11 protein-coding genes and 1 pseudogene are annotated in these 14,671 nt (G+C 70.0%); 5 read left to right on the top strand and 7 right to left on the bottom strand.

Annotated elements, in window-relative coordinates:
• Positions 1–52: 52 nt before the first annotated feature.
• Positions 53–1,273 carry an IS4 family transposase gene (locus tag WMF28_RS00895; protein WP_437600079.1) on the bottom strand — a complete coding sequence of 407 codons (1,221 nt, stop codon included), beginning with the start codon at positions 1,271–1,273 and terminating at the stop codon, positions 53–55.
• A 277-nt stretch (positions 1,274–1,550) separates the two neighbouring features.
• A pseudogene (locus WMF28_RS00890) lies at positions 1,551–1,862 on the bottom strand (glutathione S-transferase N-terminal domain-containing protein); the annotation flags it as partial.
• Positions 1,863–1,927: 65 nt separating this feature from the next.
• Between WMF28_RS00890 and WMF28_RS00885 the strand changes: the two are divergent.
• Entirely contained in the window at positions 1,928–2,743 is an 816-nt protein-coding gene (locus tag WMF28_RS00885) for a DUF6597 domain-containing transcriptional factor (RefSeq protein WP_437600101.1), read from the top strand.
• On the opposite strand, the gene WMF28_RS00880 is transcribed toward WMF28_RS00885, so the two are convergent.
• From WMF28_RS00880 to WMF28_RS00860, 5 genes are all read right to left on the bottom strand, one after another.
• Entirely contained in the window at positions 2,740–4,278 is a 1,539-nt protein-coding gene (locus WMF28_RS00880) for a S28 family serine protease (protein WP_437600100.1), read from the bottom strand. The genes WMF28_RS00885 and WMF28_RS00880 overlap by 4 nt on opposite strands.
• A gap of 285 nt (positions 4,279–4,563) precedes the next feature.
• Positions 4,564–5,916 carry an LLM class flavin-dependent oxidoreductase gene (locus WMF28_RS00875; RefSeq protein ID WP_437600099.1) on the bottom strand — a complete coding sequence of 451 codons (1,353 nt, stop codon included), beginning with the start codon at positions 5,914–5,916 and terminating at the stop codon, positions 4,564–4,566.
• Positions 5,913–6,701, bottom strand: coding sequence for an ABC transporter ATP-binding protein (locus tag WMF28_RS00870; protein WP_437600098.1), 789 nt, complete (start codon positions 6,699–6,701; stop codon positions 5,913–5,915). The genes WMF28_RS00875 and WMF28_RS00870 overlap by 4 nt, the downstream gene beginning before the upstream one ends.
• The gene (locus tag WMF28_RS00865) at positions 6,677–7,609 is read right to left on the bottom strand and encodes an ABC transporter permease (protein WP_437600097.1); all 933 of its coding nucleotides are present in this window, start codon (positions 7,607–7,609) and stop codon (positions 6,677–6,679) included. The genes WMF28_RS00870 and WMF28_RS00865 overlap by 25 nt, the downstream gene beginning before the upstream one ends.
• Entirely contained in the window at positions 7,606–8,655 is a 1,050-nt protein-coding gene (locus WMF28_RS00860) for an ABC transporter substrate-binding protein (protein ID WP_437600096.1), read from the bottom strand. Before WMF28_RS00860 ends, WMF28_RS00865 begins: the two co-directional genes overlap by 4 nt.
• Before the next feature lie 612 nt (positions 8,656–9,267).
• On the opposite strand from WMF28_RS00860, the gene WMF28_RS00855 reads away from it, so the two are divergent.
• From WMF28_RS00855 to WMF28_RS00840, 4 genes are all read left to right on the top strand, one after another.
• The gene (locus tag WMF28_RS00855; protein WP_437600095.1) at positions 9,268–10,068 is read left to right on the top strand and encodes a dioxygenase family protein; all 801 of its coding nucleotides are present in this window, start codon (positions 9,268–9,270) and stop codon (positions 10,066–10,068) included.
• Between the two features lie 21 nt (positions 10,069–10,089).
• Positions 10,090–10,746 (top strand): YceI family protein, encoded by a 657-nt coding sequence (locus WMF28_RS00850; RefSeq protein WP_437600093.1) that lies wholly within the window; start codon positions 10,090–10,092, stop codon positions 10,744–10,746.
• Between the two features lie 800 nt (positions 10,747–11,546).
• Positions 11,547–13,253 (top strand): DUF1592 domain-containing protein, encoded by a 1,707-nt coding sequence (locus tag WMF28_RS00845; RefSeq protein ID WP_437600092.1) that lies wholly within the window; start codon positions 11,547–11,549, stop codon positions 13,251–13,253.
• On the top strand, positions 13,250–14,626 hold the full coding sequence (locus WMF28_RS00840; protein ID WP_437600091.1) for a DUF1552 domain-containing protein: 1,377 nt from the start codon (positions 13,250–13,252) through the stop codon (positions 14,624–14,626). The genes WMF28_RS00845 and WMF28_RS00840 overlap by 4 nt, the downstream gene beginning before the upstream one ends.
• The last annotated feature ends 45 nt before the right edge of the window (positions 14,627–14,671 follow it).

Below are 14,671 nucleotides of genomic sequence, written 5' to 3'. Positions count from 1 at the left end.
GAAGCATGACCCGTAGTAGGCGAGCCAGCGGAGGTAGGGCTGGGGAATCCCCTCAAATAATGCCGAAAATCTCGCGGAAGACGGCGTGCTCCCGGACGATGCGATCGAAGGCCGTCATGAGAGGCCGAAGCCAGTCCTCGCGCAGGGTGGGAATGCAGTCGTACCAGTAGAGCCCCTGGCGGTAGAGCGAATGTGTGCGGCGCTTGACGGTGTTGACCTTCAGATACCGATCGAGGCCGGCCTCCTCGCTCGCAGCGCCGAGCAGCGTCAAGAGTGCATGGGCGATGGCCGCGAGCAGCAGCAGGCGATCGCGCCGGTCGGCGTTGTGGATGTGCGTGGCGGAGAGGCCCATCCCGAAGTGGTTGTCCTTGATGTCTCGAAACGTCTCCTCGATCGTGAACCTCTTGCCGTAGAGCTTGACGATATCGCCCGCCTTGCGGCCCGAAAGCGTTGTGGCCAAACACCACGGCTCCTTCATCTTCGGCGCGTGGACAAGGACGACGGCCGGGACCTTCGCGCGGTCGGCGGTGACGCGCACCTCGCGCAGCATCGTGGCGCGGCGGCTCGTCGGCACCCACGCGCTGGCGGACCTCGCTTCCCCGGCCGCGTTCTCGACGACGATACCCCCGCGGAAGCGGATTACGAAGTCCCAGCCCATGAACTCCAAAAAGTCGTAGAGCTTGCGATCGCCGAAGCCCCGGTCGGCGAGCAGAATGACCTCGACCGTCTCGTCGATGGCCCCGTGGAGCCACTCGATGAGCTCGTATTCGTGGTCCTTCTGAGTGCCTTTCAACGCGGACTTCTTCACCGTCTTCCATGCCAGCGGCGTGGCACGACCATGCCGCGTCACAAGGTAGGCGCAGAGCGTCGTGTGATCGTCCTTCTCGAAGTCCGTCCAGTCCAACGCGATAACGATCTCTTTGCGGACCCCGATCACGAACTCTACCCACGACTTCAGGGAATGGAACACGTCGATGCCGGTATTGCTCAGCAGCCGGTCGACCTGCTTGACCCCACTCTTCGGCTTGACGTTTGCGACCTTCGCATACGCTTGGCCGATGGCATGGATGGCCAGCACCGCCGCGTGCAGGACGCCAACGACGCCGTTCGCGAGCGACAGGACGCGCATCGCGTGCAGGTCATCGCCGAACAAATTCTCGACGAAGGTCTGGATGTACTTCGGGTCGACTTTCGGGCGATTGGTCTGCGTAGATGGCGCAGGTGCGGAGTCATGTGTGGCAGGCTGATGCGCGTTCTTCGCGAAAGTCGTCATGATGTCGCTCGGACCAACGGCGCATGCGCTAGGCTCGCTGGTCGCCTCCTACCAATATATATTCCGGTCAGCGACGACGATTTCTCACTCGCACGGCACAATTATTCGTTTCGAGGTCCATGAAGCTCAAGATTTCGATGACTCATGTCACCAATGGACCTACGCATGCCGACCGTGGAGCAGCTCTCTGCGACCACTAATTTCCGCCACGAAAATGAGGGGATCCCTCAGCTCTGCGACCACTAATTTCCGCCACGAAAATGAGGGGATCCCTCAGGAGGTAGGGGCCTCGCTGCGGATCGCGCAGGGCCGGGGCCAGGCCCGCCTCCGGGAAGAGGTCGGCGAGGTAGATGAAGATCGCGACCTGCTCGGTGACCAGCGCGCCGTCGTGCGCGATGGCGGGGACCTTCCCGAGCGGGTTCACCGCGAGGTAGGGCGCCTTGCGCTGCTCGCCCGCCTTCATGTTGAGGACGCGCAGCTCGTGCGGCGCGCCGAGCTCGTCGAGAAGGATGCGCGTGCCCGACGCGCGCGTGTTCGGTGAATGATAGAAGACGAGGTTTCCCCGCGCGGGCGTGGTCGAATCAGCCATGTCGTGCCTCCGGGCCGGACCCTACTGCCCGGGCCGGGCCGCGTATTGTAAAAGAGCGCCACGCGATGAGCTCGAGCGTCACCCCCGGAGGTCGCACCCTCGGCATCCTGAACCCCGCGGCGGGGCTCAAGAGCTTCGAGCTGCGCCGCCACGCGCCCGCGCCCGATCTGGCCGCGCTCGTCGACTGGCACTGGGTCGTCCGCTGGTCGCTCCCCGCGCCGTTCGAGCAGGAGATCTTGCCGCACCCCTGCGTCAACCTGGCCATCCAGGTGAACGGGTCGATCGTGAACGGGCTCGGGACGCGGCGCGAGGTCTCGCGGCTCGATGGGACGGGGCGCGTCGTGGCCACGAAGTTCAAGCCGGGGGGCTTCTTTCCGTTCGCGAGCTGTCCGATGCGCCGGCTGGTCGATCAGGTCGTCCCGCTCGTGGACGTCTTCGGTGACGCGGCGAACGCGCTGGAGCGCGACGTGCTCAATCAACCGGACGACCTCCTCGCGGTCCGCGCGATCGAGGCGCTCCTCCGAGCGCACAGGGGTCCTTCGGATCGGGGCCTCGACGAGGCCATGGCGCTCGCCGCGCGCGCGCAGGGAGATCGCGACATCCACCGCGCCGAGGATCTCGCGCGGGTCGCGGGGGTCTCGGTCCGCACCCTGCACCGCGCGTTCGAGCGGTACATCGGCGTCGGGCCCAAGTGGATCATCCGGCGATCCAGGGTCCAGGAGGCCGCGGAGCGCGTGGCGTCGGGGGCGTCCATCGCGTGGGCGGCGCTGGCGACCGAGCTCGGGTATCACGATCAGGCGCACTTCATCCGCGACTTCAAGGCACAAGTCGGGTTCACGCCCGCCGCCTACGCGGCGCGCTGCGCGGCTGCGGTGCTCTAGTCGCGCGTCACCCAGCGCCGGCCCCGGAGCAGCAGCGCCGCCGGGGCGCGGCCGCTCGGCGTGACGCTCGGCGTGACGCCCGTCCAGGCCTCCAGCGCGCCGAAGGCCACCGCCTGGTCGGCCGGCGCGAGCGCGAGGAGGACGGCGCCGTGGGTCCCTCCCGGCACCATGAGACGGTGGGAGTCGCGGGCGCCCCCGACATCGAAGGCGGCCGCGGTGTACGGATCGTTTTCACCGTAGATGAACAGGAACCGCTCGCCCTCGGTGGTGAGCCAGCCGGCGACGTCCTGCATCGCCGCGGGATCGAAGACCGGGGTCTTGCCGGGCTCGGGCTCGATGAACGTGGTGGGCGCGTTCGCGCCGGGGTAGAGGAGCAGATCCGCGATGTGCGCCTCCGCGAAGCTCGGATAGCCCAGCTCCGTCGCAGCCTGCCAGTAGTACGGCTCCATGCCGTCGAGGTCGGCGTCGGACCAGAGGCGGGGGGCGTTCGCCTCGTCGAGGAACGCCCAGACCGCGGCGTCGTCCGACGCGGCGGTCGGGACGCGCTCGCAGAAGCTCGCGTCCTTGTATTGCCAGAGGGAGAAGACCGACTCGACAACGGCGACCTCCAGGGCCCTCTCGGCGCCGAGGAGATCGTAGGTGACCTCGTTCTCGGCTTCCATGAGGTCGAGCATGGCGGGGCGGCGCAGCAGCACCTCGCGCTGGAAGCCCTGGAGGGCCTCACGGCACGCGGGATCGCCGCGCTCGGCCACGAAATCGACGTAGCGCGGGTCGGCGGTGCCGGCGCTGTGCGGGGCCACGTACGCCACGGTGCCGTCGACGTCGGCGGGATAGAAGCGGCGATGGTAGACGGAGGTCATGCCGCTTTTGCTCGCGCCGGTGGAGATCCATTTGCCCTCGTAGAGCGGCCGGATCGACGCGATGACGCGGTGAAGGTCCGCGGCGGCCTGCTCGATGGTGAGCAGCGACCAGTCCGCGGGCTCCGGGCGGGAGGGGGTGAAGAAGCGGTGCTCGACGCGGATCTGGTTGGCGGCGAGCAGCTCGGCGGGCTCGTCGAGCCACTGGGAGTCCGGGCGTACCTGGTAGCCCTCGGTGACGAGGACCACGGGCGCGGCGGGATCCCGGTGGTGCAAGGTCACGCGCTGCTGGAACCGGAGGCCCTCGGGGTGGTCGTGATCGGCGGGCTGGTCGAGCTCCATCACGAAGTAGCGGTATCCCGGTAAGCTCGAGTCCTGCTCGACGGCGGTGAGGCCATCGATGTCCTGGAGCTGCTCGAGGAGGTCGCGCGAGTCGGCGCCGCCCGCGCCGCCGGTGCCATCGGTGCCGCCGGTGCCATCGGTGCCGCCGGTGCCGTCGGAACCGCCGGTGCCGCCCGCGCCGCCGGAACCGCCGCCCGCGCCGCCGGTGCCACCGCCCGTGCCGCCGGCACCGCCAGTGGCCTCGGAGGGCTGTTCATTGGCAGCATCGTCCCCGCAGGCGGCGGTGGCCAGGGAGAACAGCGAGATGGCGATCCATGTCAGAAAAGGAGTGCGCATGTCGCGCGGACGCTACATGAACACGCGCCTGGATCGATCGGTTTCGCGCGGAATTCACGGAACGGTGCGCCGCCGGACGTCGGACGATCACGATGATCCCCCGACATGCGCTTTCGCCTTCTACTCCATGAGTCTGTACACGAGACCTCGGTGAACGCCCCGCGCGAGCTCGCCGAGGACGTCGAGGCGTGGCTCCCCGAGACCGGCGCGACCGCCGCCAGGTAACGGCGGATCGTCCTCAGGAACGCGGCGAGCGCAGCTGTCGCCGCGCAGCGGGTACGCCGCTCACTCCGCCGCCTCGACGAGCTCCTGACCGTGGTTGCGGTTCACCGGCCGCGACAGGCCGTAGTTGTCGCGCAGCGTCTTGCCCTCGTATTCGGTCCGGAACAGACCACGACGCTGCAGGATCGGCACCACGTGGTCGACGAACGCCTCGAGCCCCGACGGCAGCACCGGCGGCATGATGTTGAAGCCGTCGGCCGCGCCCTGGTCCCACCAGTGCTGGATCGCGTCCGCCACCTGCTCGGGCGTGCCGGCGAACGTCCGGTGCCCGCGGCCGCCGCCGAGCCGGCCGATGAGCTGGCGCACCGTCAGCCGCTCCCGCCGGGCCAGGGTCACGATCAGCGTGTAACGGCTCTTGGCCCCCTCGATCTGATCCTCGCTCGGGAGATCCCCTGGCAGCTCGGCGTCGAGCTCGAGGTCCTCCGGCTTCACGCGCAGCGTCTGCGCGAGCTGGCGCTTCGCGTACTCCGGCTTGATGAGCCGGTCGAGCTCGGCGTCGAGCGCGTGCGCCTCGGCCTCGGTGGCGCCGATCACGGGCACGATGCCCGGCAGGATCTTGATCGACTCCGGGTCGCGGCCCAGCGCCCGGACGCGCGCCTTCAGATCGGTATAGAACCGCTGCCCGTCCTCCAGCGTCTGCTGCGCCGTGAACACCGCCTCGGCGTACCGCGCCGCCAGCTCCTTGCCGTCCTCCGACGAGCCGGCCTGCACGAGCAGCGGATAGCCCTGCGGCGGGCGCGGCACGTTGAGCGCGCCGCCGACCTTGAAATGCCGGCCCGCGTGCTGCGCCGGATAGATCTTCCCGTCGTCGCCCCAGACGCCGTTCTCCTTGTCGCCGAGCGGCGCGTCGTCGTCCCAGCTGTCCCACAGCTTCAGCGACACGTCGATGAACTCGGCCGCCCGCGCGTACCTGTCGCTGTGCGCCGGCAGCTCGTCCAGGTTGAAGTTGCGCGCCGCGTCCACGCCGGCGGTCGTGACGATGTTCCACCCGGCCCGCCCCCCGCTGATGTGATCCAGCGACGCGAACCGCCGGGCCAGGTTGAACGGCTCGTTGTACGTTGTCGAGGCGGTGGCGATCAGCCCGACGTGCTCGGTCACGCCCGCCAGCGCCGCGAGCAGCACCGTCGGCTCGAGCGTCCCGGCCGGCCTGCGGCCGACGTTGTTCCAGAGCACCGGGCTGTCGGCGAGGAAGAGGGAGTCGAGCTTGCCCCGCTCCGCGACGCGGGCGAGGTGCTTGAAATGCGCGATGCTCGTGTTCGCGAACGGGTCGCTCTCCGGCAAGCGCCACGAGGCCTCATGGTGGCCTACGCTCATGAGAAACGCGTTGAGATGCAGTCGTCCGGGCCGATGGGTCACGGGGCACTTCCTTCCAGTTCAGAGCTCGAGTCGGTGTCTTCGGTGGAGGCCGCTGCCGGCGCCACGCCCAGCGCGGCCAGCAGCGACTCGCGGCAAGCGAGGAATCGGGGGTCGCGGAGCGGGCGCGGGGCCGGCAGCTCGATCCGCTGCTCCTCGGCGATGCGGCCGTCGACGAGCACCAGCACCCGGTCGGCGAGCGTGATCGCCTCGTCGACGTCGTGGGTGACCAGCAGCACGGCGGGGCGGTGCCGCGCGCACAGCTCGCGCAGGAGATCGTGCATGCGCATCCGGGTCAGCGCGTCGAGCGCGCCGAACGGCTCGTCGGCCAGCACGAGCTCCGGGTCGCGCACGAGCGACCGCGCCAGCGCGACCCGCTGCTGCTCGCCGCCGGACAGCTCGACGGGCCACGCGCGCTCCCGCCCGGCGAGCCCGACCTCGGCGAGCGCGGCCTCGCCGCGCGCCACGGCGTCGGGCAGGTCGAGCCCCAGGATCACGTTGTCGAGCACCCGCGCCCACGGCAGGAGCCGCGTGTCCTGGAACACGACCGCGCGGTTCTCGGGCATGTGCAGCTCGCCCGAGCCGGTCACGTCGTAGTCGAGCTCGGCGATCGCCCGCAGCAGGGTGCTCTTGCCCGAGCCGCTGCGGCCGAGCAGCGCGACGAACTCGCCCCGCTGGATCGTGAGGTCGACGTCGTCGAGGACCGTGCGGGCGCCGAAGCGGCGGGTCAGGCCGCGGATCCGCACCGTGGGCGGCGGCGCGGTCAGCCGGCCAGGATACGACGCCATGACAGGGTCCTTCTCTCGATGAGCCGGACGGCCGCGTCGGAGGCCAGGCCGAACAGGCCATACACGACGAGGCCGAGGAGGATGATCTCCGTCTGACCGTAAGAGCGGGCCAGCGACATCATGTAGCCGATGCCGCTCGTGGCGTTGATCTGCTCGACCACCACGAGCGCCAGCCACGCGCCGGTGACCGCCAGCCGGACGCCCATGAGGAAGCCCGGCATCGCCCCCGGCAAGGCCACCTTCCGGACGAACTGCCACCTGGAGAGGCGGACCGTCTCGGCCAGCTCCACGTAGCGCGCGTCGATGGTGCGCAGCGCGGCGTGGGTGTGGACGTAGACCGGGATGACGACGCCGAGGGCGATGGTGAGCACCTTCATCTCCTCGCCGATGCCGAACCAGAGGATCAGCAGCGGGATGAGCGCGAGCGTCGGGATCGCGCGCTTGAGCTGCACCGGCCCGTCCACGAGCGCCTCGCCGACGCGGGTCAGCCCGGAGAGCAGGGCCAGGACCGTGCCCAGGCCGACGCCGAGGGCGAGCCCGAGGAAGGCCCGCTGCGCCGACGTGAGCAGGTTGGACAGCAGCCGCCCGTCGGCGATCAGATCGCTGGCCGTGGTCACCACGGTCCACGGCGCGGACAGCACGCGCGCGTCGAGCACGCCGGTCGCCGAGGCGAGGCCCCAGGCGACGAGCAGCAGCGCCGGGCCGAGCGCCGCGCCGTACGGGATGCGCCGGCCCGGGCCGAGGCGGCGCCGCGAGCGGCGGCCGGCGACCGGGCGCGCGAGCGCGCCGACCAGCGAGGCGTGGACATCCGCGGTCGCGGTGAGATCCGGGCCGCCGGCGACGCGCAGCGAGGCGGCTCGCGTGGCGACGCGCGGCGAGATGGCCCTCGTGGGCAGTGTGGTCGTCATGGAGTGCTCCTGTCGGCCGTCGCCGGCCGGTCCGTCGGTTCGGCGCCCTGGGCGGCGCTGGCCACCTCCGCCCCGATCGACTGGAATCGACGGTCGAAGATCGTCGTCGCCTCGAAGCGCTTCTGACCGGAGGCCTCGGCGAGCAGGTCGACGGTCTCCTGGGTCAGCGCGATCGTCTCGGTCCAGTCGCTCGGGTACTGCGGCTTGCTCGTGCTCTCGACGAGGAAGCGCCCCTCCGCGGCGGTGAGGCCCTGGTCCTTGACGTAATACGCCTCGATCCACGGCTCCGGGTGCGCGTGGGCCCACAGCTGGGCCCTGGCGCGCCACCTGGCGTATTCGACCAGCGCCGCCGCCTTGTGGGCGTCCTGGAGCGCCTCGGTGCGCACGTGAAGGAAGCCGAGGTTGTCGCGGACCCCGTGCGAGATCGACGAGGCGCCGTCGGCGCGGTAGTCGTTGAGGTAGCGCAGCAGGGTGATGCCGGACAGCGGCGCGACGTCGACCTGTCGGCCGGCGAGCGCCTCCCTGAACTCGGGGCTGCCGAGCTGGACGAGGGTGACGTCCTGCGGCGACAGCCCGGCCTTCCTCAGCGCGCGCAGGACGAGCGCGCCCTGCGCCTGCCCCGGCGAATAGGCGATCTTCTTGCCGCGGAGGTCCTGGACCGACGCGAGCCGCACGCCCGGCGCCGTCGCCAGCTCGTAGATGGGCGTTTCCCGCACCAGCACGGCGATGATCTTGATGTCGACGCCGGTGAAGGTGGCGTGGATGGGCGGCGTGTCGCCGACCGAGCCCGCGTCGAGGACGCCGGCGCGGAACGCCTCGATGGTCTGCGGCCCGCCGCTGATGTTCTGCCAGTCGACGCGGAACGGCAGCCTGTCGATGTCGCCGGAGATCTGGAGTTGCTTCTGCGCGCTCGGATCACCGATGCTGAGCCGCGTCTCTCGCGGGAACTCGGCCGGGATCGGGGCGTCCAGGGCGAGCCGTGGACCGGCGCTCGCGCCGCGCTCGCGCTTGCACCCGGACAGGGCGAGCAGCGCCGCGGCGAGCACCAGAAGAAGGCCTTTGCTGTCGATGAACGTGCGCAGATGGACCTCGGTGCGCGGCTGGAAGCGAGGCCGTGTCCCTGGCGCTCAGGCCCGCTCCGCCGCCCAGCCGGGCACCGGAGTGGAGTCCTCGAGAGGCGCAGAGATGAGCTTCGACAAGGCAGCTTGTGCGACCCCTCCGCAGGAGCGCCGCGCGCCGGCAGACCAGCAACACCCATGCCGCCGCGCGGGCCGCCCTCCGGCGGCGACCGTCCATGGGTCCGCGCGGCGCCCGGCGGCGGATCTGCGGACGCGTTGCTTCCCCAGCAACAGCCGGTGGTGATCCGCTGCTCCGGCACGAGCACGGCGGGTCCCGTCCGGGGGGGGGTGGGCGGGCGCACGGCCGCGGTGTTTCGCGGGCGATTGACAGCCTGGCGTTTCACTGCGGGGGGAATTGTACCATTCCTGGAAACGTCCTAGGGTGGGCCCATGGATCGCCGGGCTGCGCTAAGGCTCCTCCTTGTCGCGGGCGGAGCCGCACCCATCGCGGGCGCGTGCCGGCCCTCGACATCGGGGACATCGAGCTCGGCTTCGACATCGGACGCCACGTCGACGTCGGGCGCGAACGAGAGAGGTACAATGTCCGAGACCCTGAACCAGGCTCACGCGGGGCGCATGCCGGCCGTCTTCCTCGCGCACGGCTCTCCCTTCCTGCTCGACGATCGCGCGTGGGTGGCCGAGCTCGGCGCCTGGGCGCAGGCGATGCCGCGCCCAAGGGCGATCCTGATGCTCTCGGCCCACTGGGTCGACGCGCCGGTCACCCTCGGCGCCACCGAGACCGTGCCCCTCGTGTACGACTTCTACAACTTCCCCGAGAAATACTACCGCGTGACCTACCCCGCGCCGGGCGCCCCCGCGCTCGCGCGGCGCGTCCGGGAGCTGCTCGGCCCCCTCGGGCCGGTCGCGGAGGATCCGCGCCGGGGCCTCGATCACGGGGCCTATGTGCCGCTGGTCTGCATGTACCCGGGTGCCGACATACCCGTGCTCCAGGTCTCGCTGCCGACCCTTTCTCCAGGCCCGCTCCTCGAGATGGGGCGAGCGCTCGCGCCGCTGCGCGACGAGGGGGTGCTCGTGATCGGCAGCGGGTTCTTGACTCATAACCTCCGCGCGGCAGACTGGCGCGGCGATGCGGTCACGCAGCCCTGGGCCACGGAGTTCGACGCCTGGTGCGCTGACGTACTCGGGCGCCGCGACGTCGACGCGCTGCTCGATTACCGCAAGCGCGCGCCGGGGGTGAAGATGGCGCTCCCGACGCACGAGCATTTCGTACCGGTGGTCGCCGCCCTGGGGGCGTCGATCGACGTGAGCGAGCCGGTGGAGTTCCCCATCACGGGGCTCACCTATGGCACGTTCACGAAGCGTTCTGTGCAGTTTGGCTGACCGACAAGGAGAATGTCTCTCATGATCACGTCCCGTATTGCTCGCCTCGTGCTCCCCGCCGCCCTCGCGCTCTCGCTCGCGGGCTGCGAGGATCCGACGAAGGACAAGCCCAAGGCGACCGTCTCGACCGCCGCGCCGGCGCAGGCGCAGGCGGCCGCGCCCTCCGGCCTCGCCGAGGCGCTGCCCCTCGACGCGGCCGCGTCCACCATCGGCTTCGTCGGCTCGAAGGTCACCGGCAAGCACGAGGGCAAGTTCGAGAAGATCTCGGGCTCGATCACGCTCGCCGGCGGCAAGGCCGAGGGCGGCAAGCTCAGCGTCGAGGCCGACACGGCGTCGGTGAAGTCCGACGCGGAGAAGCTCGACGGCCACCTCAAGTCGCCGGACTTCTTCGACGTCGAGAAGTTCCCGAAGGCGACCTTCACCTCGAGCGAGATCAAGGCCGGCGGCGAGAACGGCGCGACGCACGCGATCACCGGCGAGCTCGATCTGCACGGGGTGAAGAAGACCATCACCTTCCCCGCGACCATCACCGAGGGCGCCGATGCGGTGTCGGGCAACGCCGAGTTCGTGATCAACCGGAAGGATTTCGGGATCGTCTATCCGGGCAAGCAGGACGACCTGATCCGCGACGACGTGCTGCTCAAGCTGTCGCTCAAGGCGCCGCGCAAGCAGGGCTGAGCGCCGGCCCGAGACCGGGGGCGCCGCCCGCGCGGGTGGCGCTGTCACCCCGGACCAGGAGCTGCGCGCGACGACCGAGGCGACCGCGCTCTCCGCGCGGGGCGACGCCAGCGAGCCTCACCCTATCGACCGACGCACCGGCGCCCGCTCCTGTTGACGCAGCGCTCCGGAATCGCCCCGCCCCTCCTGTCATTCATCGCGATCGAGGAGAGCCGCGCGCCGGTCGATTCGAGCTGACACCACCTATGTGAACGTTCACTAACGGCTCTGGAGGGCCTGTCCACGGCGCCTCGCGCCCGCTCCTCTTGACGCCGCGCTCCGGAGGAGCCCCGCCAGCCTTGTCCTCCCCGGGCTGAGGGTACCCGCGGGCTGGTCGATTGGAATTGACACCGGTCCTGTGAGCGTTCACATTAGGCCCGAGCGGTATCCTTTGTCTTCGCCCTGGGTGGGTGGGCATGCGCACCGAGATCTTCGTCCTACGATCGATCTCGGCACCGATTCCGTTAGCTCGGCGGTGCGCGTCGCGAACGGCGGATCGGGGCCACCGCAGGTCGCCCGCTGTCGCGGCGCCCCCCCCCGAGGCCGCGCGAGCTCTAGCGATTTCGCTCCGGCGCGAGCGCGCGAGCTCAGGTGACATCCGAATTGTCCAGCATCGATCGATCGCGGACCCAGCGTTGCAGGTCAAACCGAAGCCGCGCTCGATGATATGTAGTGAGCAAGACAACTCGGACGGATGTGGTTGCATCGATAGTTATGCTGAGGGGGCTGCTTGACCACTGGAGCTTGATCAGGAGACAACGATGACCCGACCGTCTTGTTCGATGACCGGCTCGCCGCGCTGGAGGCGGGCGCTCGGCGCGGGGCTCTGCGCTGCGACGCTCCTGCTCACGGGGTGCACGGGCTCCTTGGGTGATCCGGAGGGAGGCGGCGGCCCTGTGCCGGGCGGTCTGCCGGGCGGCGCGGCGCCGTCGCAGGTCGCCGGGCGCAGCATGTTCCCGCGGCTGAGCCACGCGCAGTGGGAGAGCACGGTGCGCGATCTCCTGCGCCTCGACGACAGGCCCGGTCTCTCGGCGTCGTTCACGAGCGATCCCCTCGGCGGCGTGTTCGACAACAACGAGGCTGCGCTCCAGGTGACCCCGGGTCTCTGGAGCGATTACCAGCGCGCCGCCGAGGAGCTCGCGGCGATGGTGGCCGGCGACCAGGGCAAGCTAGAGCGGCTCGTGCCCGCCGATCTGCCGGCCGGGCCGGAGGCGCGGGCGCAGGCGTTCGTCGAGCGGTTCGGCGAGCGGGCGTTCCGGCGCCCGCTCACGGCCGGCGAGCGGGGCACGTACCTCGCGCTGTTCGACCGCGGCAAGGAGCTCTTCGAGGGCGAGGACCCGTTCGTCGCGGGCGTGCGCGCGGCGACCGAGGCGTTCCTGCAATCGCCCCATTTCGTCTACCGGGTCGAGCTCGGCGCCGGGCCGGCGAAGGGCGGGCTCATCCCGCTGAGCGGGTACGAGATCGCGACCAAGCTCGCGTACCTCTTTTGGAACACGATGCCCTCCGACGAGCTCCTCGAGGCGGCGAAGGCGGGCGAGCTCTCGACCCACGAGGCGGTCCGCGGCTACGCCGAGAGAATGCTCGAGGACCCGCGCGCCCGCGAGGTCGTCAGCGCGTTCCACCGGCAGCTCTACGATTACGAGCACTACCACGACCTCAACAAGGACCAGGCGCTCTACCCCGAGTTCGTCCCCGAGATGGGCGACGACATGCAGCGCGAGGCGGAGCTGTTCGTGGATCACATCGTCTTCGAGAAGGAGCGCGGGCTCACCGACCTGCTCACCTCCCGCACCGCGTTCGTGAACGATCACCTCGCGGCGGCGTACGGCGTCGATGGCGAATTCTCCAATCAATTCAAGCAGGTGGAGCTCGACAAGGCGGAGCGCTCGGGGCTGCTCACGCGCCTCGGCTTCCTCGCGTCGAAGGCGACGGCGCGGCAGCCGGACTCGATTCACCGCGGCGTCTTCGTGAACCTCAGGATCCTCTGCGCGGCGCTGCCGGCGCCGCCGGACAACGTGACCGGGCTGCCGCCGGGGGAGCACGCGACAAACCGCGAGCGCGTCGCGGCGCACACGGGCAAGGGGACGTGCGGCGCGGCATGCCACGCGACGATGATCAACCCTGCCGGGTTCGCCTTCGAGCATTACGACGCGATCGGCAAGTACCGCACGACCGACAACGGCGTGCCCGTCGACGCCGCGGACGTCTATTATCTCGGCGGCGAGCCGAGGAGCTACGAGGACGCGATCGCGTTCAGCCAGGTCCTCGCCGAGAGCAGCGAGGCGCACGCGTGCTACGCGAGGCGCTGGGTCGAGTTCGCCCACGGCCGCGAGGTGGGCGCGAAGGACCGGGAGCTCATCAAGGAGCTCGGCGAGGCGTCGCGCGGCGGCGCCTCGACCAAGGAGCTCCTCCTCCAGATCGTCTCCTCCACATCCTTCCTCACTCGCGTTCCCACGGAGGCGCAATGATCACCCGACGACGTGTGCTTCGAGGCCTGTTTGGCGTCACGGTCGCGCTCCCGTTCCTGGAGACGTTCGCGCCCCGGCGCGCGGCGGCCGGCACGGGCGACGTGCCGCCCTTCGCGATCTTCATGCGCCAGGCGAACGGCGTGGCGCAGGCGGCCGGCGGCGAGCCCGAGATGTTCTGGCCCAGCGAGGCGGGCCCGCTGTCCGCCGACGCGATGGAGCGGGACAGCGACCGGGCGGTCAGCGAGCTCAAGGAGTACGCGAGCCAGCTGATCATGGTGCGCGGCGTCGACTTCGCGTTCCAGGCCAACGGGTGCGGCCACTCCGGCGGCGGCAACCAGTGCCTCACGGCCGCCCGCGTGTCGGACAGTCCGAGGGGCAACGCGTCGCTCGCGATGGGCGAGTCGATCGACAACCGCATCGCGACCGAGCTCAACCCGCCGGGCGTCGAGCCGCTGACGCTCTACGCGGGCAGGATGGGCGGCTACATCAACGAGGTGCTCTCGTACCGCGGGCCGAAGCAGCTCCGCGCCGCCGAGCGCAACCCGTTCAACGCGTACCAGAAGCTCTTCGGGCTCGCCGACGTGGACACCGAGGTCAAGCAGTCGCTGACCGAGCGCCGCACCAGCGTGAACGATCTCGTGCGCGCGGAGATGCAGGCGCTCATGAGCCGGAAGGACCTCAGCAAGAGCGATCGCGAGCGGCTGAAGCTCCACTTCGACAGCATCCGCGACCTCGAGGTAGCGCTCTCCTGCAAGCTGCCGGAGGAGCGGGTCGCCGAGATGGAGGCGATCTCGCCGAAGGTCGGCAGCTCCGAGAACGTGGAGACCGTCACCCGCATGCAGATAGACATCATCGCGCTCGCGATGGCGTGCGGCGTGACGCGCGCGGCGACTCTCCAGGTGGGCGACGGCAACGACGGGACCGAGTACACGATCAACGGCGTGCGGCAGAAGAGCTTCCACAAGATCTCCCACCGCATCGACAGCGACGGCACCTCGGGCCCGCCGATCGAGGGCGCGCAGGAGCTGCACCATCAGATCGACCGGATCCACGCGCGGCACTTCAAGCACCTGCTCGACAGGCTCTCGTCCTACGAGCTCGGCTCGGGGACGCTGCTCGACCACGGCGTGGCGGTGTGGCTCAATGACAACGCCGACAAGTTCCACTCCTTCAAGAAGGTTCCGTACATCCTCGCCGGCGGCGCCGCGGGCTACCTGAAGACCGGCCAGTTCGTCGACGTCAAGGTCACCAACAACAAGCTGCTCAACACGATCGGCGCGGCCGTCGGCTGCACCAACAGCCAGGGAGGCCCGCTCGACGACTTCGGCGACGAGAGCCTCGCAGGCGGGCTCGTCGACCCGATCATCGCCTGAGTGAGAAGGCATCCTCACTCGTACACGAAGGAACCGGCGCCGGCC

It is taken from the genome of Sorangium sp. So ce590 (assembly GCF_051521365.1).
Classification (GTDB): Bacteria; Myxococcota_A; Polyangia; order Polyangiales; family Polyangiaceae; genus Sorangium.
The sequence above is the reverse complement of the archived record's forward strand: the minus strand, read 5'-3'. Positions and strand labels throughout refer to the sequence as shown.